The following is a 25587-nucleotide window of genomic DNA, read 5'->3' on the forward strand; positions in this document are numbered from 1 at the left end:
GAATTAAAGACTCAGTCAAATTAAAGTGGTAATGAAATAATAATCCCTGTGGAGGCATATGCTTTCACAGGGATTATTAGGGATTATTAAAGAATAAATAATGTAAGTGATTGTAACTAAAGTAACTGTTTTGGTTACCATAGTGTGTTAGTATACATTTAGAATGAAAGGGGTTGAGTACTTGAACACAGCTTATTTGGACATGATCCAGGGGAAGAACCCAGGTGTAACGCCTGTGTGGTATATGCGTCAAGCTGGCCGTAGCCAAGCGGAATATCGCAAAATCAAAGAAAAATATACATTATTTGAAATTACAAAAGAGCCTGAGCTATGTGCTCGCGTTACGGAATTACCTGTTAAGGAATATGGCGTCGATGCGGCGATTCTCTACAAAGATATTATGAGCCCCATGGTGGCTATGAATGTAAATGTAGAGCTCAAGGCTGGTGTGGGGCCTGTATTTAGCACGCCTATCCGCTCTATGGCTGATGTGGATAAATTAGAAACCTTTGATCCTACAAAGGTAGATTATATTGCGAAAACGATTACATTATTAACTTCTGGTATGCTCGACGTGCCGCTCATTGGTTTCTGCGGGGCACCGTTTACTATTGCGTCCTACCTTATCGAAGGGGGCCCAACAAAGAATTACAATAAGACTCGCGGTATGCTCATCGGTGCTCCAGATATGTGGAATGCATTGATGACAAAACTGGCGGACATGTCCATTGCGTACTTGTCCATGCAAGCCGAAGCGGGTGCTAATGCACTTCAAATCTTTGACTCTTGGGTAGGTGCTGTTAATGCAGACCAGTATAAACAAGGAATTTACCCTCATATGGAACGAATCATAAAGACTGTGAAAGCTAAATATCCTCATTTGCCAATGGCCATGAATGGTGTTGGTACGGATCATTTGGTGTCTATTTGGTCTCACTTGCCTTTAGATGTCATTGCCCTTGATTGGCGTAGTTCCATCGTTATGGCAAACGAGCGCGGCGTAACACAAACGGTACAAGGTAACTTAGATCCGGCGTATTTGTTCGGAGACGAAAAAACATTGGCCCGCGAAGTGGATCGCATCTTGCTCGACGGCGTTCGCTATGGGCGCCATATCTTTAATTTAGGTCATGGCGTATTCCCAGAGGCAGATCCTCAAAAACTCCATTGGCTAACGGACTATGTGCATGAACGTAGTCGTAAGATTTGGACTCAAGAGAGGTAAATTAGTGAAAGTAGAAAAAAAAGGATTATTATTCCTGTCTTATGGTAGCCCTTTAAGTAAGGATGATTTAGTACCCTATATGACGAGCATTCGTCGTGGCCGTGTACCAACGGAAGCAGAGATTACAAATCTCACTAAGCGTTATGATACAATCGGTCAATGGGAAAATATTGAGCTTCAAACTATGGCAGAGTGCCAATATAAAGCATTGCTTACTCTGTTGCCAACTATGCCTTCGGCTATTGGTTTTTTACACATGAAACCATCCATTGCAGATGCGGTTGACTGCTTAGTCCAGCAAGGAGTGGAGCATATTATCGCTATTGTAACAGCTCCATTCTTCACCGCTCTCGGTACTGGAGCTTATGAAAAACAAGTGCAAGCAGCCATTTCAAACCATGATAATGTGACATTTGACTTTATCCGTTCATGGTGGGATCAACCAACTTTTAAGGAATACTGGGTAAAAGCACTTTCAAAGTGTGTGCATAATGCTAAAGATGTATTCGTTATTTTTAGTGCGCACAGTATACCTCTTATCAATAATCATGATGGCGATTCGTATGCGTTGGCTTTAGAGGAAAGCGCTAAAGAGATTGCTGAATATTGTAAATTACCGAACTGGACTGTGGCATGGCAAAGTGCGGCTCCTCATGGCCAATGGTTGGAACCTACCGTAGAGGATGCAATCAATGAAGCTTTACAAACTGGTGCTACTCGCATTGCTTTTGTACCATTTGGATTTGTAAGCAATCACGTTGAGGTACTGTACGATAATGATGTGGAGTGTAAAGAACTCGTTGAAGCAAAGGGCGCAACATATATGCGTGCACCCATGCCAAATTGTAATGAAACATTTTTACAAGCAATGGCGAGTGCAATAATAGAAAGGATTCATTCGTGAATGTAACAATTGTGGGCGGTGGCTTAACAGGGCTAACAGCGGCTTATTATTTAGGCCATGCAAAGCCGGAATGGACCATTACTCTTTTCGAACAAGCACCACGATTTGGTGGGAAAATACAAACGCAACGTGTGGATGACTTCGTAGTGGAACTCGGTCCTGACTCCTATTTGGGGCGTAAAACAGAAATGACAGATCTCGTGCATGATCTTGGACTAGGTGATACCCTTGTGTCTAATGAAACAGGTCAAGCCTTTGTATATGATAAGGGCTCTATCCACCCAATTCCGGGCGGCTCCATCATGGGCATTCCTACGGAAATGATGCCCTTTGTGAAAGCAACACTCATTTCATGGCCTGGTAAATTGCGTGCTGGCCTAGATTATTTTAAGAAACCATACCAACTCGATGAAAATGGGGATGTATCCATTGGTCATTTCTTCAAATACCACTTAGGACAAGAAATGATGGATAAACTCATCGAGCCCCTATTAGCTGGCATCTATGGTGGCGATATTTATAAAATTAGCCTATTGTCGACATTCCCTCATTTTATTCAAGTAGAACAAAAATATGGAAACATGGTAAAAGGTATGATGGCTGCTAAGATGAGTCACTCCAAAGCGGGTGTCTCTAAGGCCGCCAAAGGGGCTGTTACTGAAGGTGATGTGCCTCGAGCTGGTAAAGGAACCATGACGGACCGTCAATTTGAAAGTCACGAAGCTAAGACTAGTCAAGATAGTGCTGCTAGTAATAGTGTAAACGGCTCTAGCCATGTGACAAAGACTAGTTCTAATCATCAGTCTGCAAAGGCGCAAGCGGATATGGAAAGTAGAAAGGGTACTGCTGCTCAATCTGGTATGTTCCGTCAATTGACAGGCGGCCTTGAAAGCGTTATTACCGCTATCGTTGAGGCCATGCCTAGTAATGTACAGTTGTATACAGGTGCACTAGTTTCTGATATTCGGTATGTTGATGGTGTATATGCAATAGATGTAGCGAAGTCGTGTAACGATTCTTGTGGCTGTCAATCTACGGCAGAACATGTGATTATCAGTACGCCGCCGGCAACATATACTCAATGGTTCAAGGATGATGCGGGTTTTGATTTCTTGCGTTCCATGGAGCAATCTAGTTGCGCCATTGCTATCATGTCTTTTGATAAAAGCAACTTTGATGGTGATTTAAAGGGATCAGGTCTTCTCATTACTCGTAACACGAATACACCTCTCACAGCGTGTACCATTCTTAATCAAAAATGGCCACAAACTACGCCTGATGATAAGGTAGTGTTGCGCGTCTTCATCGGTAAGCCTGGTAATGATGTGGTAGAACGACTCAGCGAAGAGGAACTTTCAGAATTGGCAGTTAAAGAAATTCAACATATCATGGGTTTTTCTGTCAAACCTGAATGGGTACGTATCAATCGTCTCATTCACTGCATGCCGCAATATAATGTAGGCCATCGTGCAGGGATTAAAGCAGTCCGTGAACATGTGGCGGAACATTATCCAAATTTACACCTCATCGGTACGCCATTTGATGGCATTGGTATTCCTGATGGTGTAAAACAAGCAAAAGAACTCGTAGAAAAACTTGTGAATGACAAGTAAGATAGTGACTTGCTTAAAAGAGTTAGTATAGTATTAAGAGGCATAGGATTATCTTAGCCTAAAAGCAGTAGTTTAGTCTTAACTAAAGAATATACTAATAAAAAATCTCAATAGAAACTAAATTGAAAAGACTCATATGCTATAATAGTAAGTGGAGTCTTTTGATTTCCGTAATTATAGATATACATTATTATTTTGATATAATCACCATAGATAGGAGTGATCATAATGGGAAAAGCAATCCCTACAGTAGAAGGTTGGCATAGCCAACACATGGTATTCGCCATGGATTTCAGCGCATGGAACTGTTTTACAGAGGATGAAAAAGTAGCAGCGCGCAATGAATTAAAAGCATTCTTAGCTGACCTTGAAGCTAAACATCAAGCTAAAGAAGGTAGCTATGCATTCTATGATTGTAATGGAGCAAAAGGGGATTTAATTCTATGGATTCTCGGCCCATCCCTTGAATACTTGGCTCAAGTAGAACGTAAATTCCGCCGTCTTGCCATTGCAAGCGTATTAGTACAAACATACTCTTATACATCTGTAACAGAAGTAAGCACCTATGTTAAGGCTAAACTCGATACAGAGGAAGTTAACCAAAAACTATATCCTCATGTACCTCGCGATAAATATATCTGTTTCTATAATATGTCTAAAAAACGCGAAGGTGATGATAACTGGTTCATGCTACCACCTCAAGAACGTGGTGCATTAATGAAATCTCATGGCGAACTTGGTAAAACATATTTAGACGTTTTATCTGAATTCACTACAGGTGGCTGTGGCCTAGACGACTGGGAATGGGGCATTACCATCTTTAGTAATGACGACATCCAATTCAAAAAAATCGTATACGATATGCGCTTCGAAGTAGCCAGTGCAAAATACGGCATCTTCAGCGACTTCTATGTTGGTACCATCATCGATGATACACTACTAGAAGAAATCTTTGGATAATAAAAAGGGACTGCGTTGCAGTCCCTTTTTTTCCCTCTAAAATGAAGGCTAAAATTTTAAACAAAAAATTTTTGTATTCTTTTTACTGTACTGTGTAAAATATAATTCACTATATTCGATTATCTTATTAATGGCTATATTTTTATAAAAGAGAACCCCGCATCGATCCGACTTACGAGATCAAGGCCCTAGGCCGCAGACCTGATAAGTATGGAGGAGAGATGCATGGTTTCTTTTATCACTTAGTATAGAAAAGTGAATTATATTTTGTTGTACTGTTCAGTAAACGTATAATTTTCTGTTCCAGAAAATTATACGTTCATATTTGCACCTTTACGCACATAGAACCAGTAGCACACAGATACAGTTACAAGGTTGAACGCAAGTAATACAGCAAAGGCTGGGTGAATATTGCCGAACATGGAATATACAAAGCCAAAAATCTTAGGTGTAATGAAGGCACCGTATGAAGCTACAGCGGCTACGAAACCTGTAATTAAAGAGGAGAGCAATGGATTGCCAAATACGTGTGGAATCATACGGAATGTTGCACCGGTAGCAAAACCACAGCATACAAAGGTTAATACGGACATTGCAAAGAAGAATGGGAAGTTGTGCATATCTACACCAACTGCAATTAATGCGGTAGATGCACATAAGCCGATAAGACTAATAAAGGTAACTTTTGTACCACTATTGATTTTATCTGCTAACCAACCACCCACAGGACGAAGGGCACCTGCTACGAGTGGACCTATAAATGCGATGGAAGCAAATGGAATTTCAGGGAATTCTTTGCCTACTAATAGACCAAGTGCTGCTGCGTAACCAGAGAATGCACCGAAAGAACATGTATAGAGCAATGTTAACGCCCATGTGTGCTTGTTACCAAAGATTTGTACGAGGTTTTTAGGATTTGGTTTTTCTAGAGGTAGGTTATCCATGAAGCGAGTCATCAATGCAAGGATAACAACAAGAGGTACAACCCACATGAAAGCTGCATTAGCTAGATATACTGCGTTACCCTTAATAATTGTTGGCGTTACACCAAATACACTACCTAAAGCCGCAGATCCCATAGCAAATGGAGCTAGGAAGTAGATTACAGAAATGCCAAGATTACCAACGCCACCGTTGATACCAAGAGCTGTGCCTTTTTCAGATTTAGGGAAGAAGTTACCAATGTATGCCATAGAGGATGAGAAGTTGCCACCTGCTAAACCGATAAGGGCTGTTAAAATCATAAATGTCGCATAAGAAGTTGTTGTATCTTGTACAGCAAAGCCGAGCCACACAACAGGAACTAATAAGATAATTGTGGAAATAAATGTCCAGTTTTTACCGCCTAACAGTGCTGGCATGTATGTGTATACAAATCGCAATGTGGCACCTACTAGGCCTGGTAAGGCAGCCAATGTAAATAATTGATCAGTAGTAAAGTTAAATCCAGCGCTATTTAGCTGAGCCGCAATGGTTGCCCATAAGTACCAAACACAGAATGAAAGTGTTAAGGCAATAGTGGATATAACGAGGTTTTGTTTAGCAATTTTTTTGCCAAACTTTTCCCAAAATTCCGGATTCTCCGGTTGCCAATTAGCCACGATTTCGCTGCGGCTTGCACCTACTTGAGGCATTTTTAGTTCGTTCATTTTGAACTTCTCCTTACTGTAACAACTATACACGTAGACAAGAAAAATATATAAGATTATATATAATATATATATATATAAATAGTAAAATCTAAAGAATTTCCATAGAAAGCATTCGATTTACTTACAAAACTGCGTTATAATTATTGTAGCATTAATATTTTTCAATGTCTTACATCACAGATATATTATATAGTGTAATTTTTTTTGTGAATGTGATGTAAAACACACATATTCTGAAATTAATAAGTTATAATAATCATATATATACGAAAAAGTATATAGTATACGTACTTTTACTATAAATAGATTAGTATAACTAATGGATTTTGTTATAAAAGTACTGTGGAGTGATAATGGTATGGATCAAAAATTAATTAACCAATTGCTTGCTTTGCCGGGTGAGGAACTACATCTTAAAAAAGGTGATTTTCTCTTCCGTGAGGGGGACAAGGCAGAATACTTTTACGTAGTAGTAAAAGGTAGAATGAGCATTAAGAAGTTCGAAGCTAGCGGGCACATTTTTGCGTTGCGTTTAGTAGGGCCGAATAATGTAATTGGTGAGGTTCCGTTGTATGAGGAGAACACTAGAACATATGTGTTCAACGCCATTGCTCGGGAGGATTGCTCTGTTTATTGTATACGCTATGATGTGTTGGAAGGGGCTATTGCAAAAGACCATTCATTGGCTATTGCAATGATGAAAATCTACACTTTACATATGCGTCGTCAACAGGCAAAATACCGGGACTTGCTACTTTACGGCAAGAAGGGAGCATTCTATTCTACCTTGTTGCGCTTAGCCAATAGTTATGGTGTAAAGCGCGAGGATGGTATCTTTATTGATATTGCCCTAACAAATCAAGAATTGGCTGAGTTTGCTGCCACATCAAGAGAAAGTTTAAATCGCATGTTAAGTGAGTTACGTAAGTTAGGCTATGTAGCCTATGACAAACACCATCTAGTAATCTGTGATTTTGACGCTTTAATCGGATTACTTGATTTAGAGGTTGATAGTATTGACCCTAATATTAGTAATATCGAATAACAGGATTTTCTCCCTTGTGTTAGCACATCTAGCACAAGGGATTTTTTTGTAGTTTTGAAGGAGGACATGAGATGAGCTTGTTGTCTCAAAAGTTTAAGTTTCTTCGCAAGAAGGAAGTATCTCCAAACGGCCATCAAATCACAGAAGATGGAGGTCGTGAATGGGAAAATTATTATCGTGACCGTTGGTCTTACGATAAAGTTGTCCGCACAACGCATGGCGTAAACTGTACTGGTTCTTGTAGCTGGAATATTTATGTCAAAAACGGTGTTGTAGCCTGGGAAAATCAAGCAATTGACTACCCTGAAACACCAGATGATATGCCAGATTATGAACCACGTGGGTGCCCTCGTGGTGCAACATTCTCTTGGTATCTTTATAGCCCTTTGCGCGTAAAATATCCTTATGTACGTGGCGAATTGGTCGAGCTTTGGAGAGAAGCGAAGAAGCATGCTAAGAATCCAATCGAAGCTTGGAAATCTATCGTAGAAGATCCTGAAAAAGCGAAAAAATATAAGTCAGCCCGTGGTATGGGTGGCTTTGTGCGCTCCACATGGGATGAAGCAACAGAAATTACTGCAGCATCCTTACTATATACAGCAAAAACATATGGCCCTGACCGCAACGCAGGATTCTCTGTAATTCCTGCGATGTCCATGTTGTCCTATGCAGCAGGGGCTCGTTTCCTTAACTTGATGGGTGGCACACCATTGTCCTTCTATGACTGGTATGCCGATTTGCCACCTTCCAGCCCTCAAGTTTGGGGTGAACAAACTGATACACCTGAATCTGGTGACTGGTATAATGCTGGTTACATCATGACGTGGGGTTCTAACGTACCGTTGACCCGTACGCCAGATGCTCACTTCTTGACAGAGGTTCGTTATAAAGGTACTAAAGTAGTATCCGTGTCTCCTGACTATGCGGAATCTACAACTTCTTCCGATGCATGGCTCAATGTAAAAGCTGGTACCGATGCGGCTCTTGCAATGGCAATGGGTCACGTTATCCTAAAAGAATATTACATCGACAAAGAAACTCCATACTTCAAAGAGTATGCAAAAGAGTTCACAGATATGCCATTCCTTGTACGCGTTGAAGATATCAACGGCACAGTTCAACCAGGCCGTTTCTTGAATGCTAAGGACTTAGGTCGCCAAGAGGAAGGCGCTGACTTCCAAATGGTATTGATTGATGAATTAACAAATGAAATCGTTGTACCTAATGGTACAATGGGTGAACGTCACACGAACCCACAAAAATGGAATTTACGACTTGAAAATCGCGACACAGGAGCTAAAATTGATCCTCGCTTATCCGTGTTTGATCAACGGGAAGATGTGACGATTGTTAAATTGCCGTACTTTGGTGATGAAGAGCACGAAGGTGTTATTGAACGTGCTATTCCTACTATTACGGTACAAACTGCAGATGGTCCTGTGAAAGTAACTACAGTGTATGACCTCATTCTTGCTAACTACGGTATTGACCGTGGTATCGGTGGTGAAGTGGCTACAAGCTATACTGATGACACTCCATACACACCTACATGGCAAGAAAAAATCACTGGCGTAAAAGCGGACATTGCTATTGCTACAGCACGTGAATTTGCAGATAATGCTGAAAAAACGAAAGGTCGTTCCATGATTATCATGGGCGGTGGTATCAACCACTGGTACCATGCCGATGTTATTTACCGTACTATTTTGAACCTTATCATGTTCTGTGGTACAGAAGGCGTTAATGGCGGTGGTTGGGCCCACTACGTAGGTCAAGAAAAGCTTCGTCCTGTTGAAGGTTGGGGTGGTATCATGACTGCCAATGACTGGAGTAAGGCTCCTCGTTTGCAAAATGGTACATCTTGGTTCTACTTTGCTACAGAACAATATCGTTCTGACTGCATCGACTTGGCAGACCGCGTATCTAAATTGGCTAAACCTCGCTATCGTCATCCTGGGGATTACAACGTCTTAGCAGCTCGTTTAGGTTGGTTGCCATCCTATCCTACTTTCAATAAAGGTAGCCAAGAATTGATTAATGATGCTCGTGCAGCCGGTGCTAGTACAGAAGCGGAAATCAACCAATATGTGGCACAAGCCTTGAAAAATAAAGATTTACAATTCTGTGTAGAGGATCCAGCAGCTAAAGAAAACCATCCACGTAACTTGTTTGTATGGCGTGCGAACCTTATCGGTTCTTCTTCTAAAGGCCACGAATACTTCTTGAAACATTTATTAGGCACAAAAAATGCCGTATTGGAAGATGATGATGCTCCTACACGTCCAGAAGAAATTAAATGGCGTGAAGCAGATGGTGCGGGTAAGCTTGATCTCTTAATTGATATTGACTTCCGTATGGCGTCTACAGGTTTATATTCTGATATCGTGTTCCCCGCAGCTACATGGTATGAAAAAGAGGACTTGTCTTCTACGGACATGCATCCATATGTACATGTATTCCAAGCAGCTGTTGATTGCGCATGGGAAACTAAATCCGACTGGGATACATTCCGCACCCTTGCAGAAACAGTATCTCGCGTAGCAAAAGAATCTGGCTTTACAGAATATGAAGATATTGTAGCTACCCCACTTGGCCATGATAGCCCAGGCGAAGTAGCGCAACCAGAAGGTAAAGTTCTTGATTGGAGTAAAGGCGAATGTGAACCAATCCCTGGTAAAACAATGCCGAACCTCGTTCATGTAAAACGCGATTACAGTCAGATCTTTGAAAAATACATTGCTTTAGGACCTAATATCGAAAATAAAATGGGTGCTCACGGTTTGGCGTGGGATGTATCTGACGAATATCAAACATTGTATGGTCAAAATGGTACGATTGATAATCCAGACTTCATTTCTCATGGCCGTCCAAGCATTTACGAATGTAAGGAAGCTTGTAATGTTGTATTAACATTATCTTCTTGTACAAATGGTAAATTAGCGGTTCGTTCTTGGAAAGCGATGGAAGAAAAAACAGGTCTTTCTGGGCTTGAAAAGAATGCAAAAGGTCGCGAACAAGAAAAGATTACTTTCGATGACATGGTTCGTCAACCACGCTTTATCATTAGCTCTGTAACAAGTACAGGTAAGAACGATAAAAACCGTCGTTATTCCCCATTTACAACATCTACAGAAGATAAGGTACCATTCCGTACTGTAACAGGTCGTCAATCGTTCTATTGTGATCATGAAATGATGCGCGACTATGGCGAAGCTATGGCAGTGTACAAACCTGTATTGTCATATAAACCAGTACAAGGTGATTATAAACAAGAAGGTATTCCAGAAATTACATTGAAATACTTAACTCCACATAATAAGTGGTCTACACATAGTATGTACTTTGATAGCCAACAAATGTTGACATTATTCCGCGGTGGCCAAACAATTTGGCTTAACGAAGATGATGCAGCAGAAATTGGTGTTAAAGATAACGACTGGGTAGAAGCTTTCAATAAAAATGGTGTAGTTGCAGCTCGTGCAGTTGTATCTCCACGTATTCCTCGTGGCATTTCTTATATGCATCACTCCCAAGACCGTCACATCAACGTTCCTGGTACGCAAGTTAAGAAAGATCGTCGCGGTGGTACACACAATGCGCCAACTCATATTCACATGAAGCCGACACACATGATCGGCGGTTATGGTCAATTGAGCTATGGCTTTAACTACTATGGCCCAACTGGTAACCAACGTGATATGACAATTGTGGCTCGTAAATTGAAGGAGGTGGATTGGCTTGAAGATTAAAGCTCAAGTATCCATGGTCCTAAATTTGGACAAGTGTTTAGGCTGTCATACATGCTCTATTACTTGTAAAAATACATGGACGAACCGCGAAGGCGCGGAATATATGTACTTTAATAACGTGGAAACCCGCCCTGGCGTGGGTTACCCACGTAATTGGGAAAACCAAGAGAAATGGAAGGGTGGCTGGACTCTCGATAAAAGCGGTAATTTGGCGCTTTCCACAGGCTCTAAAGGCTCTCGATTGATGAAGTTGTTCTATCATCCAGAACAACCAGAAATTACGGATTACTTTGAACCTTGGACATACGATTATGAAACATTAATTCATACCGGTCGTAAAAATAATCAACCTGTAGCACGTCCTCGTTCTTTGTTAACAAAGCAAAAAATGGAAGTAACATGGGGCCCTAACTGGGATGATGATTTGGCTGGTGGTCATCATGCACGGGAAGATGTGAACTTGGCTAAGATGGGTGATGATATCGTATTTGACTACGAAGAAGTATTCATGCGTTATTTACCACGTCTTTGTAACCACTGTTTGAATCCTGCATGTGTAGCAGCATGTCCATCCGGTGCTATCTACAAGCGTGATGAAGATGGTGTTGTACTTGTTTCTCAAGATGTATGCCGCGGTTGGAGACATTGCGTTCCATCTTGCCCATACAAAAAAATCTTCTATAACTGGGAAACGAATAAAGCTGAAAAATGTGTATTCTGTTACCCTCGTTTGGAAAATGGTCTGCCTCAAATATGCGCTGAAACATGTGTAGGTCGTATGCGCTATGTTGGTGTAGTCTTATACGATATGGACAAAGTTCAAGAAATGGCAGCTACGAAGGATGAACAAGACATCTACCAAAATACAGTAGATTTAATCTTGGACCCTAATGATCCAGAGGTTATTAAAGCCGCTCGCGAAGCAGGTATCTCTGAAGCATTCTTGAAAGCAGCTAAAAAATCTCCTGTTTACAAGCTTGTAAAAGAATGGGGCGTTGCATTGCCATTGCATCCAGAGTATCGCACATTGCCAATGGTTTGGTATGTGCCACCGCTCAGCCCAATTTTACAACGTGTTACATCTGATGTATACTTGCCAGATGCACATGAAATGCGCGTGCCTGTACAATACTTAGCTAATATGTTTACTGCTGGTAATACAGATATTTTAGCTCGTGTATTACAACGCATTCTCGATATGCGTGAATACATGCGTCGCCGTGAAACAGGTGATGAAGCAATCGCTCATGAAGTAGATCTTACAGAAGAGCAAATGTATGCTATGTACAAATTGTTAGCCTTGTCTAAATATAATGATCGTTTTGTTATCCCATCTGATGTTAATGTATCTCGCGAAGGTCGCTTAGAAATGCAACACAATCGTGGTTTTGCATGCCCGACAGGGGGTTGCCATAATGGATGATGCACAAAAAATAGCTCTCATTGCTTCTTTTTTGCTTCGGTATCCAGATGAATCTTGGTACAATGAACTTGGTGAATGGAAAGAGGATACTCGCTCTGTTGAGCATCCTCAACTTCGCCAAGGATTGTTAGAGTTCTTTGATTACATTGAAGAAACGGATCGTAAGGCCTTTGAAGACCAATACGTACGTATCTTTGACTTCAGTCGTAATACAACGATGTACTTATCAACTTACGAATTGCAAGGTACAGGGGAACAAGCAGAGGAACTCGTTAAATATAAAGCCTTCTTCCTAGAAAATGGCTATGATTTACCAAAGGAGATGCCTGACTATATTCCAGCTATTTTAGAGTTATGTGCAGTTATCGAACCTGAAAAGGCTCGTGAAGTATATGATTATTGTAAACCAAAGCTAGAATATATTAGGGATCGATTGATCGAAGCAAAACTGACCTATGCATTCTTATTTGATATCATATTGTCGGTTGCAAATGGATTGGAGGACGGTGCACGATGAATCTATTTTTATGGGGCGCTTTGCCATATATTGCGTTTACCTTCTTAATCGTAGGCACACTTGTTCGTTTCTTCTACTTTGAAAGAAACTGGACTACAAAATCAAGTGAATTTTTAGAGAAAAAACAATTACGTATTGCCAATCCATTGTTCCACTTTGGTTTGCTATGCGTTATCGGCGGTCACGTAGTAGGTGTATTAGTACCTAAAACTTGGACTGCAGCTATGGGTATTAATGACCATATGTACCATGAAGGTGCATTGTATATGGGTGCTGTAGCGGGTATCATCTTTATCGTTGGTTTCTTGCTCTTGATGAAACGCCGCTTTACTGTACCTGCTATGAAAGTAAATACATCTGGCTTTGATAAATGGCTATATTTATTTTTAACATTGGCTATCTTTAGTGGTATGGCCGGTACATTACTTAATGCATCTGGCTTCTTTGATTACCGTGTATCCATCGGTCCATGGTTCCGTAGCTTACTATCCTTTATGCCGGATCCATCCTTGATGGAAGGTGTACCATTCATGTTTAAATTCCATATGTTGGCATGGATGGTGGTTGCTATTATCTTCCCATTCAGCCGTTTGGTACACTGCTTGAGTGTTCCACTCAACTATTTAACACGTCCGTTCATCGTATATCGTAAACGGGATCAAAAATAATTAGGATGATGATTAATTTGTATGCCTATATATAATAGGATTCATTAATCTATGGCCCCTTGTAGTGGTGAAAGCATATGCTCACAACTATGAGGGGCTTTTTATTTACCGATTCTGTATTAGTAGATTACAATGTATTCTCTGTAGAGAAAAAATTTATTCATTGTAATAAACTTAGAATTACTATAATAGGCATTTTAATTTAGAATTATTCTTATAATATATACTACGTATCTAATATAAGTAATCTACAAAATTCGATTTAAATGATAAACTATATCGTATAGATTGAATTTTTTAGGTATTATTTTCGAGAGGTATATGATGAATCAAGTTGAAACAAAACAGAAAAAAAGTATTTACCATATCTTTGTATGGATTGCTATTTTCTCCTTAGTTATGATCGGTTTATTAGAGTGGGGCTACATGGCCGGTGGTCGTGCCTTTGGTAACTATAAAGTGTATACGGGTCTTGTGCCATGGTGTGTATGGATCGTCATGACCTATTTAGCGACTCGCCCTAAATGGTTTACAAGCCGCTATAACTTAGGTGACATGTATAAGGTACACCGTGCATTAGGTATTGCCACGGTAGCTGTTATTGCATTCCATTTATATCTCTATTTTGGTAAAGCGGCTAAATCCATCCTTGGTTGGTGGGGCGGATATGTGGCTCTTACCTCCTTTGGTATTGCTACAATCTCTGGCCTTGCGTTCTTAACTCCAAAACTTAGAAAGGTTACACCATCTGGTCGTAATGTAGGTATTTGGTTACATCGATTAAATCTTGTAGCACTTGTTGCTGCAGATATCCATATTCATGGTTTTAATCGTATTTCTAAAATGGTGCCATTCTTACAAGTGTTTGATATTATTACATACGGTCTCGTTCTTTACTGCATTTACTTGATGTTTAAAAAGAAATAATATGAATTATTAGAATCCCTTCTGTATCATGCAGAAGGGATTTTTCGTTACATTTATAGTTTCTAGTAAATTAACATAGGATATTAACATAGGATATTAACATAGGATATTATCAGTTTGAGTCATAAATGATTGTGAGATTGATATACATTTTCTCTTTACTCATATAATGAAAATTGTTATTATCTGTATGTTAAACATGATAATGATAATTAGGTTCGTAAATTCATTGTCTGTTCATTTTTATTCTTGTTATTTTTATTTCTGTTATTTTATTGTGTGAGGTTTAGTATGATTAAACGTAAAATGACCAGTGCTTTTGCAGTGGCTGCCATGATGGGTGTGGCTACAGCTTTTGCTGTTAACCCATTTTCCGATGTCCCTTCTGATAGCTGGGCTTATCAAGCAGTAGATCAATTGGCTACAGCTGGTATTATCAATGGATATCCTGATGGTACTTTCAAAGGGCAAAATAATATTACGCGTTATGAAATGGCTCAAATGATTGCGAAAGGCATGGCTAATCAAGATCGTGCAAATGCGGAACAACAAGCTATGTTAAATCGCTTGGCTGATGAATTTTCCAATGAATTGAATACACTTGGTGTGCGTGTAGCTAAATTGGAAGACCGCGTAGGCAATGTAAAAGTTACTGGTGATGCTCGTATCAACTACATCGGCAAAGAGGGTGGCGATGGTTATGATTACGAAGATAAGATCACAGCTCGTGTACGTCTAGGTCTCGATGCAAAGGTTAATAAAAATACCTCTGTTAAAGCGCGTATTACTACAGGTTCTATTGAGCTAGGTGATAGCTCTAAAGAGGCACAAGCTAATTGGGATTTGGCATACGTAGAGCACAAGTTCGGTAAAAATGTTGTGGTCGATGCGGGGCGCTATACTCAAAAATTTGGCGGTGGTCTCATTTATAACTCCAACTTTGATGGTGTTGGTGCTACAGCTAAGCTTGGTAAAAAAGTGACATTAAACGGTGGCTATGGTTATATGACAGCAGGCCGTTTTGCAAAGGTTTCCAAGGAAAATAACGGTGATGTGGGCATTGTGAATACTAATGTGGCTGTAAATGATCGCTTTAGCTTTGGTGGTATGCTTGCTCATGTTGGCACAGCGAATGTACGCATGGGTAATGGCAAGAAAAATAATGATTTTGATAATGTATATGGCTTCAATGCGAAATATAATGTAGGTAAACTTGATGTTCACGGTGAGTGGGTTAAAGCATCTGGCTTGAGTGATTCTGATATTTGGAATGTAGGCGCTAAATGGGGAAACTACAAAATTGATAAAAAGAATTCTTGGGCAGTAGGCTTAGATTACTACGATCAAGCTAAAAATGCACCGATTTTCAAAACACAAAAATACGAATCTAATGATTTACAAAAAACAACGCGTTTTGAAGGTTATAAGGCGTGGGAGTTGGGCGCATCTTATGCACCAGAGAAAAATATTGGCATTAATGCATACTACGGTTTCAATGCTAAAACACAAGAAGGCAATCGCGTAAATGATTACTATCGTGCGGATCTTAACTTCAAATTCTAATGTAATAATTGGATTCTAATTTAATCAGTAATTAGTTCTAAGTAGAATGCTATAGGGTGAGAGTGTTTTATTAGCATGCTACATTAGGCCAAACTAGATGTATACTTGTAGATCGTATAGGACGTAGAGAGGTTTATTATGGCAGAAGTTGTAAAAAAACAGTTTAAGAGTAAATACCATATTTTAATTTGGATTGCAGTTTTATCCCTAATATTTATGGGTATGGTGGAATATGGTTATGTAACAGGTGGTAGACCATTCGGCAACTGGAAGGTTCACTTAGGACTTATTCCTTATGTGGCATGGCTTGTATTAACATACATTGCAACAAAACCAAAATGGTTTATCAAACGATATAATCCAAAAGAAATGTTTGAAGTTCATCGCATCGTAGGTATTGTTAGTGTTGTTCTCGTATGTGCACACTGGTATGTATACTTCTTGAAAGCTTTGAAATCCTTCTTAGGCTTCTGGGGCGGTTATATCTCCCTTGTGGCTATGTTTATTGCTCTTATCTTTGCGGTATTATACTTAACACCTTGGGTAGGCAATATGGCAAAATCTGTATCCCGTAAAAAAGCAATCTGGATTCATCGCTTGAATCTAATTGCCATTATTGCGGCAAATATCCATGTTCATGGATTTGGCCGTTTATCTAAAATGGTACCATTCTTGCCTGTATTTGACGTAGTAACTTATGCGCTTGTTATTTACTATATTTATTGGATGTTCAAACAAAAATAATATATTGTAGGCATCTCTTTCTTTAGTAAAAGTAGGGGAATCACATGATAAAAGAGACCATCTCTGGCCCTTATGGGTATAAGCGATGGTCTTTTTTTGTCGTTTGAGATACAATAGAATCATAAGTATATATTCTATGGATTTATGCAAATATATGCTATTGCATTCTTTTGAGGTAAGAGTAAAAATCTGTTCTATAAACATTTCTTTTGTATTATAGTATACTTTAGCTCATATCGATATGTATATTACTACCTTTATAGGTAATTTCAAATAGGAAAGAAGGATATTATGGATTCTTCTTGGAAACGAATTATATACCTAATCTGTACTATACAGGTTGGTGGGGGTATAACAATTATCGGTGTATTATCCTTCCTTCCGTTATTTTTAGCTGAGCTAGGTCTTCATGATCCAGGAGAAGCGGCCATGTGGGCAGGTCTTGTATCTGGTGTAACGCCTTGTATGGTGGCTCTTAGTGCTCCCTATTGGTCGCGTAAGGCAAATCAGCTTGGTCCACGTAAGGTAATGATGTTCATCTTGTTTACCCTGATGGTTACGGTCGGTGCCTGTGCTTTTACACAAACACCATGGCAGTTATTGATGTTACGCATCTTGCAAGGCGTGGTGGGGGGATATGTTCCGATAGGCTTGGCTATTATTATTCTTATAACCCCTGAGGATAAGGTACCTTGGGCAATGGGTTTATATCAAGCCTCCATGGTTATGGGTCTCGTTTTTGGACCACTCATGGGTGGTTTGGCGGCGGACTTATTAGGTTATCGCGCTCCATTTGTTATGTTCTCAGCCTTAACAGGGCTTTGTATGTTGGGGATTTATCTATTCATGCCTAATCTACAGTTTGAGCATAAGGTAGATGCTAGAGAGTCGCAGCTGTCTCTAATTAAATCCTTTTTGGTCATACCTCGTGTTCGCCTCTTGGTAGGGCTATTGTTTCTATGTAATTTTGGTATTACCGGCATTGGCCCCATTTTACCACTATACATTAAGCACTATATGCATATGAATGATGAGTTTGTAGCCACTATTGTTGGTATAATTATCTTTGGAGCCGGTTTGTTTAGTGCTTTAGCCTCAATCTCCATTGGCAAGATAACAGAACGTTTAACCATGCCTCGTATTGTTTTTACTGCTACATGGGCTGTAGGGACTTTGTTTATACTTCAATATATAATGCCTAGTATATGGGGCCTTGGCATATTCCGTGCCATTGCAGGATTCTTCATGGGCTTTATTACACCGATTGCCAATACGCTCATATCCAAGGCCGTTCCTATTGAGCGCCGAGGTATCGTATTTGGTGCGGTGTCCAGTGTAGCCATGATGGGAAATGTATTGGGGCCTGTCCTTAGTGGTATGATTGCTCGCGCCTTTGGGTATGGGGCGGTCTTTTGGTCTACAGCAGCTATATTCTTTGTAGCGGCGCTGTTTATTTATCGTAGTTTAGTTATTCCTAGTGAAAGTTAATCATCATAGCTGATCTGCTTTCACCGTTTTAGACATAGTTAAATATATTTAGTATTATGTAGAGGATCGATAGATACTATAGATTCTATGTAAGATACTATGTAGAGAAAACGTATAGCAAACTCCGATATGGGGTTATATGTTGCGAAATGTTTCAAAGGTATTGATTTGTCTAATCCGTAAGAGAGATGAGAGTGCATCGTTATGTTATTAAAACAATTAGAGTATTTTGTATGTGTAGTAGATAATAATAGTTTTACACAAGCTGCAACAGAGCAATATGTATCTCAATCTGCTATATCTCAGCAAATCAAAGCTCTTGAAAATAGCCTTGGTGTTGAATTAATGGTTCGAGAGAAACGAAGTTTTCATCTAACACCAGCAGGACAATATTTATATCGATCTGGTAAGAAGCTATTAGAACGGTTCCATGATATTAAGGTAGAAACGACGCGCATTGGTACAGATGCACGGGTGAGTTTGCGCATTGGCTATTTGAACCGTTATAGTGGGATTGCTATGCAGCAAACTGTGATTCGCATGGCAAAGCGTTATAAAAATTTAGATATTCGTATGTACAGCGGCAGCCATGAAGAGCTATATGGCATGCTTAGTGATCGTCGTGTAGATGTAGTATTTAATGATCAATGGCAAATTTTATCTGATGATTTTGAAAGTCATTTAATTGATAAAGCCACTACATTTATAGAGGTACCACAAGGATATACTAATGAAGATTGTGTAGAACTAAAGCATATCGATGATTTACCACTTATTTTATTGTGTCGCGGGAAATATACCTTGTCTGAAGAGGAACATTATCGCAAAGCTATAGGTTATAATGGTGCTTTCGCTTATGCTCGCACGTTAGAAGAAGCACGATACTTGGTTGCAGGGCAGCAAGGGCTATTACTATTAGATTGTTTTAAATACTTAACAGATCCTATGCCAGGTATTGAACGTAAGGTATTGACGAATCATAGTAAACCTATGGAACGCCACTACTACTTTATATCGCAACGAAATCAAAATAATTCGTATATTGTAGCTCTTAGAGATATGTTCCGGCAAGTACTTGAAGAATTATAAATGAGATTATAAATGAAAAAGCCGTTAGCAACTTGCTAACGACTTTTTTCTTTTTCTGTACATCATCTATTTGTATTTTTCTTATATAGTTATGATGGTATTAGTGATTTAGACTTTTCTTTGTATAACCTCACAAAAAGTCTCTTAACATCATGAAGCCATCAATACATAATTTGATACCATAAATGACGAGAACCGAACCACAGAAACGGTTAATCCATGCCATATGAGTAATTTTAATTTTTTTAGCTAGTAGATGCATTGTAGTAGCTAGAGAACCAAACCAAATAGGTGTCATAACTAAGAAACCAGCGAAGAAGTGGTAGATGCTTTCTTTTGGAATATTAGCTTGAAAAGCACCGAGCATCATTGTCGCATCTAGAATGGCTTGAGGATTGCCCCATGATACCGCAATGGCTGAGACAATAATTTTTCTAATTGGAATATGTGTGTCCACATTGCGCATGTCTGGTTCAGTTTTAAATATATTAAAGCCCATATAAACAATGAGGAGGCCCCCAAAGAGGAGAACTATGAGCTTTGTGAGTGGCCACATTTCAAGAACGGCACCAATACCATAGAAGGCGGCAGCACTTAAACTCATGTCAAAAAACGCTAGTATGATTAGCGTCAATATAATGCGACGGACAGGTTGCACCAAGGCCGTATTAATAATGAAGAGGTTTTGCATGCCAACAGGGGCAAACGTAGCGAGACCGACAAGAAGTCCTTGTAAGAAGTACATATTAACCCTCCTGACTATGGTATGATAAAGTACTAATAAGGTGAATAGTAGCACGAAACCCCTCCATTACTGGAGGGGTCCTTACTATTCTATTCATATATAATTATAACATAATATACAATATATGTATATTTTCTACCATAAACCTATCATATGTTGTGCCATAAGGCTTACGGCGGAGATAGCAATCCAGCAACAAGCGCCTAAGGCTAGGGCAGAGCCGCCGGATTTTAATAATTTTACAATATTTGTATTAAGGCCGATTGCTACCATGGCCATTGTAATAAAGTATTTGGAAATTGTTTTGAAGATACTCAAGAATTGAATATCTACATTAGCATAGGATAATGCTGTTGTAATAAGGGAGCAAAGTACAAAGTATAAAACAAATCTTGGGAAAATCTTAGCAATACTAACGTTTGCACCATCTGTCTGAGAGGCATTTTTCTTGGCTTTGTATACTTGATAACTAGCGAGGCCTAAACATATAGGAATAATAGCTAGGGTACGTGTTAGCTTTACGATAGTAGCATATTCCAAAACTTGAGTGCCCGTACCTTTCATACTATCCCATACAGCAGCTGTTGCTGTTACAGAAGAAGTATCGTTAACTGCAGTACCAGCGAACAATCCAAAGCCCATGTTAGAGAGCCCAATGGCGTCGCCTAATTGAGGGAATACGAAGGCGGCTACCACATTGAAGAAGAATACAACAGAGATTGCTTGTGCAATATCATGATCCTCTGCTTTAATAACTGGTGCCGCTGCAGCAATAGCGGAACCACCACAAATGGATGAACCAACACCGATGAGAACAGCTGAGTTAGAGTCAATATGGGTTAATCGATAAATAACATAGGATACGATTAACGATGTAGCGATGGTAGAAATGATGACAGGTAAAGAAATCCAACCTACATGTAGAATCTGTGTAATGTTAAGACCAAAGCCCAACAAAATAACGGCCCACTGTAAAATCTTTTTGGATGTAAATCCAATGCCAGCACCTGTTTTTTCCCGTTTCCAAGAGGTAAAGATAGAACCAATAATTATACCTAAAATGATGGCAAAGATTGGACTACCTACTAGATGAAATTGCTGTCCTAGTAGCCAACAAGGAATAGCGAGAATGGCACAGAGCAAAATGCCTGGCAACGTTTTTTGATTGATACCCATTATAAAACCTCCTTACTGTACATACAGTTCACGTCATATGCGGTATCATGTGGCGTTTGCTTTCTATAGTGTTAATAGTACCATAGGAAGGGTTTTTAAATCTACTATATATGTCAGAATTATACAGAATATTCATCGCATTTTTGAAGTTTTTATATGATTGATATAAATAAAAACAAATTATAAGATAAAAGTTAATATTATTGAGTTAAAGATTTTGTATAATCGTAAAATTCATAATAATAATTTATAAGTTGAAATTTAAACTTGTTTTGTGATGAATAAGGTGTATATAATGAATAGAATCTATTTCAGGTGGAAATAGAGTATATAAAGTGAGGACCCTTATGATTGATATTACAAAAATAATTGAAACCAATAAAGAATATGTGAAACAACACCCTGAGCTACCAAAGGCGGGGCTAACAAGCCATCCTACAAAAAAGTTAGGCATCGTAACTTGTATGGATACCCGCTTAGTAGGTATGCTTGAAGAAGCACTAGGCTTTAATCGAGGCGAGATAATTGTCATCAAAACTGCAGGCAATAGTGTAACACAACCTATCGATAACATCGTGCAAAGCTTGCTCGTTGCTACCTATGGTATGGAAATTGAAGATGTGCTAATTATCGGTCATGAAAACTGTGGTATGATTGATTTTTCTGCTACTACATTCATGGAATCTATGAAAGCAAAAGGTATCAGTGAAGATGCTATTCGCATGATTGAACCGGGCCTTATCGACTGGATGGATCGATTCCATATCTCTGAAGACAATGTAATTTATACAGTTAACTTCCTACGCCACCATCCACTATTTCCAAAAGGAATGGGTTTCTATGGAGGCATGATGGATCCTGATACAGGCGAATTCCGCTACCTTGAAATTTAGGCTAAGATTTGATGGGGCCCAAGTTGATTTGTACATTTAGGTGAAAAAGAACGATAACTAACCTCTACGCTCCAAAGCAAGCTAAGTCGCTAATCGGTTAGTTATCGTTCTTTTTCTAACTGTACCTATGAATTAGTCCCATCAAATCTGAATGTCCATTAACGAGTTAGCGTAATTTCGCCGCATCAAGAGGGGGAAGAGAAATTAATGGGCCCCGTTAGATAACTACATTTAGGTAAAAAAGAGTGATGACTAACCTCTACGCTCCAAAGCGAGCTAAGTCGCTAATCGGTTAGTCATCACTCTTTTTATAACTGTATTTGTGAACTCGTCCCATCGAGTCTATTCATAAATCAATAAAACAAAATTCACTGTATCAAATGAGTAAGGGACGAAAAAGTTATCGTTCTTTTTCCAACTGTACCTATGAAGTAGTCCCATCAAATCTGAATGTCTATTAACGAGTTAGCGTAATTTCGTCGCATCAAGAGTGAACAAAGAAAGGGAACGGCTTAGCCATTCCCTTTTCTTGCTCTCTATATAGCCAACCTATTATTTTCGCATTTAAGGTTGATGGTAGGACTATATGGGACTATTACATAAGTACAGCCATAAAAATCACAGAACCTAGTAAAGAGCGACTTAGCTCGCTTTGGAGCGATGAGCTAGGTTCTGTGATTTTTAACTAGGGTCTCACTAATGTATTCGGGCCCCATATAGTCCTATTATGGTAAACCTTAAGCGTAATAATAGGTTGACTATATATTCCTTTTCGCTGTATATTGTAATTAGATTGTAAACTTAATCATATAAATTAGTTAACCTATGCGGCAGTAAGTATTCGCTTGAGAGGAGCTTTGTATGAAGCAGTTAGGTATTTCTATAATTGGTACAGATACAGATGTAGGTAAGACGTTTGTGACAGGGTTATTGGGGGCGATGGCTGTAGACGATGGCTTTGCTGTTGGTATGGTGAAACCTGTGTCTTCTAGTGCAGTTCCTTTCCCTGAATGTGTGACGATGGATGAGGATAATTATAATATTGGCCTTGAGAGTAAAGATGCAACACATTTGATGCGCTCCGCAGGTATTCCTGAATCTCGTCGTCATGAAGTGAATCCTTATGCTATAGCCGGTGATTTCTCTCCTCGCCTTGCAGCGGAATTGGCTGGTATCGAGATTGACTATGATGGCCTTGTAGAACATACATTAGATGTAGTGAGTCGCTATGACATAACCTTTGTAGAAGGTGCAGGCGGTATCACGACCCCTCTCTATGGAGATAAAACTTTCACGGATTTTATGAAAGATATCAAATTACCAGCTATTGTTGTAGCAGATGGTCGTCTTGGATCTATTAATCGCGCCGTTTTGACTTGCGAATATGCTAAGTTGCATGGTATCGAGGTGAAAGCTATTATCGTAAATGATACAACAGCTGTAGATCTGTTTTTGTTGAAAACAAATGTGGCAGATATGGAGCGTTACACAGGTGTTCCTGTAGTAGCTGTAGTGCCGCCATACCAAGGTCCGGATATTCAAAAGGTTCAACTTGGTTGGGCTCGATCTTTTATTGATTCTAAGGAATTATGGAACACGGTATTAGGTCTATAAATAATAATTGGCTGATTTTATATTAGCTATAGCAAGTTAATATATGTTAGAAGTGATATTGAGTACATATTAACAGTAATTTTGAGACGTATTAAATTTGTGATTTAGCATACCTTAGATTGGGCAACTTAATTTAGTTTATATAAGGTATATGTGATAGAGAGTTATAGTTTGTAAACTTAGTAAGTATGAGGTGACGAAATGGCAGAGAAACAGCTTTCACAAGCAGCACAATGGGACCACGAGTTTGTATGGCATCCATTTACACAAATGCAAGATTGGCTAGCACAAGAACCAGTAGTAATTGAACGCGGTGAGGGGGTATACCTCATCGATGAGAACGGTAAAAAGTATTACGATGGTGTATCCTCTTTGTGGGTTAATATTCATGGTCACAACCATCCTGTATTGAACCAAGCATTGAAGGATCAAATCGATAAAATTGCGCATAGCACGTTATTAGGCCTCGTAAGTCCTCCGTCTGCACAATTGTGTAAAGAACTTGTAGAGCTTGCTCCAGAAGGCTTAGATAAAGTATTCCTCTCTGATGATGGCAGTACAGCTATCGAAGTGGCTATTAAAATGGCGTACCAATACCGTCAACAAGTAGGGCAAACGAAAAAGACTAAGTTCATTGCCCTCAATGCAGGCTATCATGGGGATACATTAGGTACCGTATCCGTAGGTGGTATTCAATTATTTCACCAAGTATTCCATAATCTATTATTTAAACCATTAACATTGCCAAGCCCTGGTGTGTATAGAGATTTGGCAGATCGAGATAAAGCTTTTGAAGAGTCGTTGACTGAATTGGAACGCATCCTTAACGAAGAAGGCGATGAAATTACAGCTCTTGTTATGGAACCATTGGTGCAAGCAGCGGCAGGCATGCTCGTAATGCCTCACGGTTATTTGAAACGGGTTCGTGAGTTAACAGAACAACACGATGTATTCCTCATCGTTGACGAAGTAGCTACTGGCTTTGGCCGAACTGGCAAATTCTTTGCTTGCGAACATGAAGGAGTATCTCCAGATTTTATGACCTTATCCAAAGGCATCACTGGTGGGTACCTTCCATTAGCAGCAACATTGACTACACAACGCGTATTCGATGCATTCCTCGGCACCTTTGAGGAAAAGAAAACATTCTATCATGGTCACTCCTATACTGGTAATGCCTTGGCCTGTGCCGTTGCGTTGGCTTCTTTGAAAGTATTCCGTGATGAAAAGGTAATTGAACAATTGCCTGCTAAAGTAGAAGCTTTCACAAAGGCCTTAGAACCTATTAAATCTTTGAAGCATGTGAAAGAGGTTCGTCAGCGGGGTCTCATCGTAGGTATTGAACTTGAAAAAGATGTGTCCACCCACGAAGCGTATCGCCCAAATGATGCGGTAGGTGCTAAGGTGGCAATCCTTGCCCGTGAACAAGGTCTTATTTGCCGCCCTATTGGCGACGTGGTTATCCTTATGCCTCCATTGGCATCGACTGTGGAACAATTAGAGGACATGGTTCGTATTGTAGGTGAAAGTATCCAACGTGCCACTGAGGAAGAGGGGATACTTGAAGATATGCGCCCAATTATTTTATAATG

The 25587-nt window shown here is 39.5% G+C and carries 20 protein-coding genes; 17 read left to right on the forward strand and 3 right to left on the reverse strand.

Annotated features, from left to right (window positions below):
* Window positions 1–181 precede the first annotated feature (181 nt).
* The 4 genes from hemE (at window position 182) to hemQ (ending at window position 4702) form a co-directional block, all read left to right on the forward strand.
* Complete coding sequence (gene hemE, locus VPAR_RS01080; RefSeq protein WP_042466668.1) at window positions 182–1225, forward strand: uroporphyrinogen decarboxylase; 1044 nt, start codon at window positions 182–184, stop codon at window positions 1223–1225.
* A 4-nt stretch (window positions 1226–1229) separates the two neighbouring features.
* Window positions 1230–2129, forward strand: coding sequence for a ferrochelatase (hemH, locus tag VPAR_RS01085; RefSeq protein WP_012863809.1), 900 nt, complete (start codon window positions 1230–1232; stop codon window positions 2127–2129).
* Complete coding sequence (gene hemG / locus VPAR_RS01090; RefSeq protein WP_012863810.1) at window positions 2126–3742, forward strand: protoporphyrinogen oxidase; 1617 nt, start codon at window positions 2126–2128, stop codon at window positions 3740–3742. Before hemH ends, hemG begins: the two co-directional genes overlap by 4 nt.
* Before the next feature lie 228 nt (window positions 3743–3970).
* A complete protein-coding gene (gene hemQ / locus VPAR_RS01095) occupies window positions 3971–4702 on the forward strand; it encodes a hydrogen peroxide-dependent heme synthase (RefSeq protein WP_012863811.1) in 732 nt (243 codons plus the stop codon).
* Between the two features lie 311 nt (window positions 4703–5013).
* On the opposite strand, the gene VPAR_RS01100 is transcribed toward hemQ, so the two are convergent.
* A complete protein-coding gene (locus VPAR_RS01100) occupies window positions 5014–6351 on the reverse strand; it encodes an MFS transporter (protein ID WP_012863812.1) in 1338 nt (445 codons plus the stop codon).
* A 361-nt stretch (window positions 6352–6712) separates the two neighbouring features.
* On the opposite strand from VPAR_RS01100, the gene VPAR_RS01105 reads away from it, so the two are divergent.
* The 10 genes from VPAR_RS01105 to VPAR_RS01150 all read left to right on the forward strand — a co-directional run bounded on the left by VPAR_RS01105 (window position 6713) and on the right by VPAR_RS01150 (window position 19567).
* A complete protein-coding gene (locus VPAR_RS01105; RefSeq protein WP_012863813.1) occupies window positions 6713–7399 on the forward strand; it encodes a Crp/Fnr family transcriptional regulator in 687 nt (228 codons plus the stop codon).
* Between the two features lie 71 nt (window positions 7400–7470).
* Window positions 7471–11148: a nitrate reductase subunit alpha gene (locus tag VPAR_RS01110; protein WP_012863814.1), complete on the forward strand. Its 3678-nt coding sequence runs from the start codon at window positions 7471–7473 to the stop codon at window positions 11146–11148.
* Window positions 11138–12571 (forward strand): nitrate reductase subunit beta, encoded by a 1434-nt coding sequence (gene narH / locus VPAR_RS01115; RefSeq protein WP_012863815.1) that lies wholly within the window; start codon window positions 11138–11140, stop codon window positions 12569–12571. Before VPAR_RS01110 ends, narH begins: the two co-directional genes overlap by 11 nt.
* Window positions 12564–13088, forward strand: a complete 525-nt coding sequence (narJ, locus tag VPAR_RS01120) for a nitrate reductase molybdenum cofactor assembly chaperone (RefSeq protein ID WP_004697895.1) — start codon at window positions 12564–12566, stop codon at window positions 13086–13088. Before narH ends, narJ begins: the two co-directional genes overlap by 8 nt.
* Window positions 13085–13756, forward strand: a complete 672-nt coding sequence (gene narI / locus VPAR_RS01125) for a respiratory nitrate reductase subunit gamma (protein ID WP_004694017.1) — start codon at window positions 13085–13087, stop codon at window positions 13754–13756. The genes narJ and narI overlap by 4 nt, the downstream gene beginning before the upstream one ends.
* Window positions 13757–14080: 324 nt before the next feature.
* Window positions 14081–14683, forward strand: coding sequence for a ferric reductase-like transmembrane domain-containing protein (locus VPAR_RS01130; RefSeq protein ID WP_012863816.1), 603 nt, complete (start codon window positions 14081–14083; stop codon window positions 14681–14683).
* Between the two features lie 291 nt (window positions 14684–14974).
* The gene (locus tag VPAR_RS01135; RefSeq protein ID WP_012863817.1) at window positions 14975–16246 is read left to right on the forward strand and encodes a putative porin; all 1272 of its coding nucleotides are present in this window, start codon (window positions 14975–14977) and stop codon (window positions 16244–16246) included.
* A gap of 138 nt (window positions 16247–16384) precedes the next feature.
* On the forward strand, window positions 16385–16990 hold the full coding sequence (locus VPAR_RS01140; RefSeq protein ID WP_012863818.1) for a hypothetical protein: 606 nt from the start codon (window positions 16385–16387) through the stop codon (window positions 16988–16990).
* 291 nt (window positions 16991–17281) lie between these two features.
* Window positions 17282–18478 (forward strand): MFS transporter, encoded by a 1197-nt coding sequence (locus VPAR_RS01145; RefSeq protein ID WP_012863819.1) that lies wholly within the window; start codon window positions 17282–17284, stop codon window positions 18476–18478.
* A gap of 204 nt (window positions 18479–18682) precedes the next feature.
* Window positions 18683–19567 (forward strand): LysR family transcriptional regulator, encoded by an 885-nt coding sequence (locus tag VPAR_RS01150; RefSeq protein ID WP_008603042.1) that lies wholly within the window; start codon window positions 18683–18685, stop codon window positions 19565–19567.
* Between the two features lie 130 nt (window positions 19568–19697).
* Here VPAR_RS01150 and VPAR_RS01155 read toward each other — a convergent pair whose 3' ends face one another.
* Together VPAR_RS01155 and VPAR_RS01160 are read right to left on the reverse strand one after the other, a co-directional pair.
* On the reverse strand, window positions 19698–20312 hold the full coding sequence (locus VPAR_RS01155) for a LysE/ArgO family amino acid transporter (protein WP_004694005.1): 615 nt from the start codon (window positions 20310–20312) through the stop codon (window positions 19698–19700).
* A 135-nt stretch (window positions 20313–20447) separates the two neighbouring features.
* Window positions 20448–21488: a YeiH family protein gene (locus VPAR_RS01160; RefSeq protein ID WP_004694002.1), complete on the reverse strand. Its 1041-nt coding sequence runs from the start codon at window positions 21486–21488 to the stop codon at window positions 20448–20450.
* Between the two features lie 347 nt (window positions 21489–21835).
* Between VPAR_RS01160 and VPAR_RS01165 the strand changes: the two genes are divergently transcribed.
* The 3 genes from VPAR_RS01165 to bioA all read left to right on the forward strand — a co-directional run bounded on the left by VPAR_RS01165 (window position 21836) and on the right by bioA (window position 25585).
* Window positions 21836–22381: a beta-class carbonic anhydrase gene (locus VPAR_RS01165; RefSeq protein ID WP_012863820.1), complete on the forward strand. Its 546-nt coding sequence runs from the start codon at window positions 21836–21838 to the stop codon at window positions 22379–22381.
* Between the two features lie 861 nt (window positions 22382–23242).
* Complete coding sequence (gene bioD, locus VPAR_RS01170; protein ID WP_008603035.1) at window positions 23243–23995, forward strand: dethiobiotin synthase; 753 nt, start codon at window positions 23243–23245, stop codon at window positions 23993–23995.
* A gap of 201 nt (window positions 23996–24196) precedes the next feature.
* Window positions 24197–25585 carry an adenosylmethionine--8-amino-7-oxononanoate transaminase gene (gene bioA / locus VPAR_RS01175; RefSeq protein ID WP_008603034.1) on the forward strand — a complete coding sequence of 463 codons (1389 nt, stop codon included), beginning with the start codon at window positions 24197–24199 and terminating at the stop codon, window positions 25583–25585.
* Window positions 25586–25587 lie beyond the last annotated feature (2 nt).

Source organism: Veillonella parvula DSM 2008 (assembly GCF_000024945.1).
GTDB classification, from domain to species: domain Bacteria; phylum Bacillota; class Negativicutes; order Veillonellales; family Veillonellaceae; genus Veillonella; species Veillonella parvula.

Coding starts and splice junctions, on each gene's coding strand:
- VPAR_RS01145 (WP_012863819.1), top strand. CDS start 17,282: ATGGATTCTTCTTGGAAACGAATTATATACCTAATCTGTACTATACAG.
- VPAR_RS01150 (WP_008603042.1), top strand. CDS start 18,683: ATGTTATTAAAACAATTAGAGTATTTTGTATGTGTAGTAGATAATAAT.
- VPAR_RS01160 (WP_004694002.1), bottom strand. CDS start 21,488: ATGGGTATCAATCAAAAAACGTTGCCAGGCATTTTGCTCTGTGCCATT.
- bioA (WP_008603034.1), top strand. CDS start 24,197: ATGGCAGAGAAACAGCTTTCACAAGCAGCACAATGGGACCACGAGTTT.
- hemQ (WP_012863811.1), top strand. CDS start 3,971: ATGGGAAAAGCAATCCCTACAGTAGAAGGTTGGCATAGCCAACACATG.
- VPAR_RS01155 (WP_004694005.1), bottom strand. CDS start 20,312: ATGTACTTCTTACAAGGACTTCTTGTCGGTCTCGCTACGTTTGCCCCT.
- VPAR_RS01110 (WP_012863814.1), top strand. CDS start 7,471: ATGAGCTTGTTGTCTCAAAAGTTTAAGTTTCTTCGCAAGAAGGAAGTA.
- narI (WP_004694017.1), top strand. CDS start 13,085: ATGAATCTATTTTTATGGGGCGCTTTGCCATATATTGCGTTTACCTTC.
- narJ (WP_004697895.1), top strand. CDS start 12,564: ATGGATGATGCACAAAAAATAGCTCTCATTGCTTCTTTTTTGCTTCGG.
- VPAR_RS01130 (WP_012863816.1), top strand. CDS start 14,081: ATGAATCAAGTTGAAACAAAACAGAAAAAAAGTATTTACCATATCTTT.
- VPAR_RS01140 (WP_012863818.1), top strand. CDS start 16,385: ATGGCAGAAGTTGTAAAAAAACAGTTTAAGAGTAAATACCATATTTTA.
- VPAR_RS01165 (WP_012863820.1), top strand. CDS start 21,836: ATGATTGATATTACAAAAATAATTGAAACCAATAAAGAATATGTGAAA.
- bioD (WP_008603035.1), top strand. CDS start 23,243: ATGAAGCAGTTAGGTATTTCTATAATTGGTACAGATACAGATGTAGGT.
- VPAR_RS01105 (WP_012863813.1), top strand. CDS start 6,713: ATGGATCAAAAATTAATTAACCAATTGCTTGCTTTGCCGGGTGAGGAA.
- VPAR_RS01100 (WP_012863812.1), bottom strand. CDS start 6,351: ATGAACGAACTAAAAATGCCTCAAGTAGGTGCAAGCCGCAGCGAAATC.
- VPAR_RS01135 (WP_012863817.1), top strand. CDS start 14,975: ATGATTAAACGTAAAATGACCAGTGCTTTTGCAGTGGCTGCCATGATG.